The organism is Phenylobacterium sp. (assembly GCF_044236515.1).
In the GTDB taxonomy this organism is placed as follows: domain Bacteria; phylum Pseudomonadota; class Alphaproteobacteria; order Caulobacterales; family Caulobacteraceae; genus Phenylobacterium.
Window position 1 is genome coordinate 1 of the sequence record NZ_JBIIGK010000203.1, and the last position, 4,241, is coordinate 4,241.

A 4,241-nucleotide genomic window follows, 5' to 3' on the forward strand; every position below is an offset into this window, starting at 1 on the left:
CGGATGACCTTACTGCCCTAAACTTGGCCTACTTCCGGTGAAGCAGGAGTCCCCTCTCCGAGGGTACCGATCTTACGGGCAGCATCAAGGAAAGTCGCCCCGCGATCGCCTGCGGGTCGTCCAGCACGATCACCCCCGTGACCGGCATGGCGGCCAGTTCCGGGTCGGCGAGTTCGATCTGCGGCTGGAACTGGCGGTTGAGGTCGGCCACCACCTCGGCCAGCGGCTCGTCTCGGTAGACAAGGCGGCCGAGTCGCCAGCTGAGGGCTTCTTGCGGGTCGACGGTGCGCAGGGCGCCGACGCCCGACCGGTCGAAAGACAACCGCTGGCCGGGGACCAGCACATAGGCCTTGCCGGCAGCTGCGTCTTGCGGCCGCACCTCGACCTTGCCCCGCGCGACGACCACGCTCAGGGTCCCGCTACGGCTGCGGACGTTGAACTGGGTGCCAAGCACGCGCACTGTGCGCCCGGCCGCCGCGACGGTGAACGGCCGGCCGGCGTCGTGGGCGACGTCGAAGATCGCCTCGCCCTCGGTGATGGTCACCGCGCGCGCGCCGCGGCCGTACGAGACGCTCAGCCGCGTCTCGGCGTTGATGTCGATGGTCGAGCCGTCCTCCAGCACCACTCGCTGGGTCTCGCCGCGCGGCGTCTCATAGGTCGCGACCGAGGGCTTCTCGAGATAGGCCGGCAGCACCGCGACCGCGAGGCCGGCGGCGACCGCGAACCCGCCCGCACCGACCATCCAACGCCGCGAAACGCCGGCCGGTTTGCGCCGCGCCGCCCGCCCCGCCTCGGCGTCCATCTCGGCCAGCACCTGGGCGGCGCCGGCCGCCGCGTCGTGCCAGACCGACAGCGTCCGCCGGTAGGCGGCCCGGTGGCCGGGGATCGCCAGCCAGGCGTCGAACGCCAGGCCGTCATGCTCGGAGACCTCAGGACCCTGCAGCCGCGCGAGCCAGCCGGCGGCTTCGGCCAGGGCCGTCTCCTCCTGCGCTGTCATGCTGCTGTTCATGGGCGTGCCTGCTCGGCCAGCGCCTTATGCGCCGGACAGTCGATGAGACGGCGCCGCGGCGCGTCTCCCCTAGGTCGGATGCGAAAAACCTTTGTCCTCATGACCGCAGCCGTTCGGTCAGGCGGCGGACGGCGGCCTGGATGTGCTGTTCGATCATCTTGCGCGACACGCCCATCGCCTCGGCGGTCTGCGCCTGGCTCAGCCCCTCGAGCTTGTGCAGCCGGAACGCCCGGCCCATCTGCGGGGGCAATTCGGACACCGCCTGGGCCAGCTGTCGGGCCCGCTCGCGGCTGATCAGCATCTCGTCCGCCGTCGGCCCGGAAACCACGTCCTCGCCGCCAAGGCTGTCGCGGGTCTCGCGCCGCCACTGGCCGTCGCGGCGGGCCGAACGCTGAGCGCTCCGCACCTGGTCGACCATCAGGTTGGAGGCCATGCGGAACAGCAGGGCGACCGGCGCGCGGACCTCCATCGCCCCGTCCATGCCCTGCAGCTTTATATAGAGATCCTGGACGAGGTCCTCGGCCTCGCCCATCGAACGGGTTCGGGCGGCCAGGAACAGCACCAGGGCCTCACGCTTCTCCAGGAACGTGCGCAGCAGCACGCCCTCGTCCGCACGGCTCCCGGAGACCTCCGAAGGGCCCAAACCCGCTCCCCCAACTGACCTTTGGTCTGGGGACGGATATGACTGACCCCGCCGCGCTTGCCAACTCGCGCCAGCGACGCAGTCGCCTCCTGGAGAGGCGAGCCCACATCCTGCCCTGAGGCAAAGCGGAGAATTGTCTTCGCCGGGCGGATTCCTAGAATGGCCGCGCTATTCGGAACGGCGGGCGGGCGATGTTCAGTATCGACGAGGAAGGGCGGCTCGCCGCGCTGCGCGAGTACGCGATCATGGACACGCCGCCCGAGGCGGCGTTCGACCGGATCGTCGCCCTGGCCGCCGACCTTTTCGACGCGCCGATCGCCGCCATGACGCTGATCGATTCGGACCGCCAGTGGATGAAGTCGATCGTCGGCCTCGACGGGAACGAGACCCCGCGCGAGCACGCCTTCTGCCGCTACACCATCCTCGGCGACGAGGTGCTGGTGGTGCCCGACGCCGAGCAGGACGACCGCTTCCGCGACAACCCGCTGGTGCTCGAGGATCCGAACATCCGCTTCTACGCCGGCGCGCCGCTGCGGCTGCGCAGCGGCCACCGGCTCGGCGCTCTCTGCGTCATCGACCGGACCCCGCGCGCGCCGCTGAGCGAGGTCGAGAAGCGCCGACTCCAGACCCTCGCCAATGTCGTCGTCAACGAGATGGACCTGCGGCTGATGGCCGAGCGCTACGCCATGGCCACCCGCCGGGCCGAGGCGGCGACTGAGGCGAAGTCCGAGTTCCTCGCCAACATGACTCACGAGCTGCGCACGCCGCTGACCAGCGTCATCGGCTTCAACGCCCTCCTCGCCGCCTCCCCCGACCTTCCGGAGCGGGAGAAAGGCATGGCCCTCAAGGCCAAGACGGCGAGCGAGAAGCTGCTGACCATCGTCAACGACGTGCTCGACCTGGCCAAGCTCGAGGCCGGCGCGGCGGAGGTCGGCGGCGAGCCGATCGATGTCGGTCCGGTGGTCCGCTCCGCGGTCGAGCTGTTTACCGAGCGCGCTGCCGAAAAGGGGCTTGCGCTGCACCTGCACGTCGCCGACGTCCTGCCCCGCGCCGCGGTCGATCCCGCGCGGCTGCGGCAAGTCCTGGTCAACCTGATCGGCAATGCGGTGAAGTTCACAGCCAAGGGCGAGATCGCCGTCTCCGCTTCGGTGAGCGGCGGCGAAATCCAGCTCGCCGTGCGCGACACCGGCGTCGGCATCCCGGAGCAGAACCTCGGGCGGGTCTTCGAGCGGTTCGAGCAGGGCGGCGCGGCCATCTCGCGCGAGTTCGGCGGCACCGGCCTGGGCCTGGCGATTTCCGAGCGCCTGGCCCGGCAGATGGGCGGGGAGATCACTGTCGAGAGCAAGGTCGGCCACGGTTCGACCTTCACCGTCATCCTGCCGGCGGCCTGATCCTGGCCGCCCTCGACGCTCAGCCCGGCTCGTAGTTCAGGATCGGGGCCAGCCAGCGCTCGGCTGTCGCCAGGTCCCAGCCCTTGCGGCGGGCATAGTCCTCAACCTGGTCGCGCTCGATGCGGCCGACGCCGAAGTAGTGCGACTCCGGATGGCCGAAATAGAGCCCGGAGACCGCGGCCGGCGGCGTCATCGCAAAGCTCTCGGTCAGCGCCATCCCAGTCGCCGAGGTCGCATCCAGCAGCCGGAACAGCGTCGCCTTCTCGGTGTGGTCGGGCTGGGCCGGATAACCCGCGGCCGGGCGGATACCGCGGTATTTCTCGGCGATCATCGCCTCGACGTCGAACGGTTCGTCCGGCGCATAGCCCCAAAGTTCCGTCCGGACTCGGCGGTGCAGCGCCTCGGCGAAAGCCTCGGCCAGGCGGTCGGCCAGCGCCGTTGACAGGATGGCCGAATAGTCGTCGCCCTTGGCCTTGAACTCGGCGGCCAGTTCCAGCTCGCCGTGGCCGGCGGTGACCGCAAAGCCGCCGATCCAGTCCGGCCGCGTGCCGACCGGGGCGATGAAGTCCGACAGGGCGACGTTGGCGCCGTCGCCCGACTTGATCATCTGCTGGCGCAGGCTGTGCAGGCGGGCCAGTTCGGTGGTGCGGCTCTCGTCAGCGTAGACGACGATGTCATCGCCGTCGGCGTTGGCCGGCCAGAAGCCGACCACGCCGCGCGCCTCCAACAGGCCCTCCTGGATGATCCGGTCCAGCATCCGCTCGGCGTCGGCGAACAGGTCGCGCGCCGCCTGGCCGACCACGTCGTCCTGCAGGATGTCGGGGTAACGGCCGACCAGCTCCCAGCTGGCGAAGAACGGCGTCCAGTCGATGTGCCGGCGCAGCTCGTTCAGGTCATAGGGCGCGAACGCCCGCGTCCCGAGGAACGAGGGGGTCGGCGGATCATAGGCCGACCAGTCGATGGGGAAGGCGTTGTCCCGCGCGTCGGCCAGGCTGGCGCGAGCCCGGTTCCCCTGCCCGCGCGCGTACTGCTCGCGCACCTTCACGTATTCCGCCGCAGTCTGCGCCTCGAACCGCTCGCGCTCGGTCGGCGACAACAGGTTCGAGACCACGCCCACCGCCCGGCTGGCGTCGAGCACATAGGTCGTCGAGCCCGACTTGTACTGCGGAGCGATCTTCACCGCGGTATGGGTCTTCGA

At 70.1% G+C, this 4,241-nt stretch carries 4 protein-coding genes; 1 reads left to right on the forward strand and 3 read right to left on the reverse strand.

The window, feature by feature from the left end:
• Positions 1 to 28 precede the first annotated feature (28 nt).
• Together ACILRF_RS14865 and ACILRF_RS14870 are read right to left on the reverse strand one after the other, a co-directional pair.
• Positions 29 to 997 carry a FecR family protein gene (locus ACILRF_RS14865; RefSeq protein WP_395674243.1) on the reverse strand — a complete coding sequence of 323 codons (969 nt, stop codon included), beginning with the start codon at positions 995 to 997 and terminating at the stop codon, positions 29 to 31.
• Positions 998 to 1,106: 109 nt separating this feature from the next.
• Entirely contained in the window at positions 1,107 to 1,610 is a 504-nt protein-coding gene (locus tag ACILRF_RS14870) for an RNA polymerase sigma factor (protein ID WP_395674245.1), read from the reverse strand.
• A gap of 233 nt (positions 1,611 to 1,843) precedes the next feature.
• Between ACILRF_RS14870 and ACILRF_RS14875 the strand changes: the two genes are divergently transcribed.
• On the forward strand, positions 1,844 to 3,043 hold the full coding sequence (locus ACILRF_RS14875; protein ID WP_395674247.1) for a sensor histidine kinase: 1,200 nt from the start codon (positions 1,844 to 1,846) through the stop codon (positions 3,041 to 3,043).
• Between the two features lie 19 nt (positions 3,044 to 3,062).
• Here the strand turns inward: ACILRF_RS14875 and ACILRF_RS14880 are convergent.
• Positions 3,063 to 4,241, reverse strand: a 1,179-nt coding sequence (locus tag ACILRF_RS14880) for a vitamin B12 dependent-methionine synthase activation domain-containing protein (RefSeq protein WP_395674249.1), incomplete at its 5' end; no start/stop codon positions are given.

Excerpts from the sequence above, each read along its gene's own strand:
- ACILRF_RS14865 (WP_395674243.1), bottom strand. The coding sequence starts at position 997 with ATGACAGCGCAGGAGGAGACGGCCCTGGCCGAAGCCGCCGGCTGGCTC.
- ACILRF_RS14875 (WP_395674247.1), top strand. The coding sequence starts at position 1,844 with ATGTTCAGTATCGACGAGGAAGGGCGGCTCGCCGCGCTGCGCGAGTAC.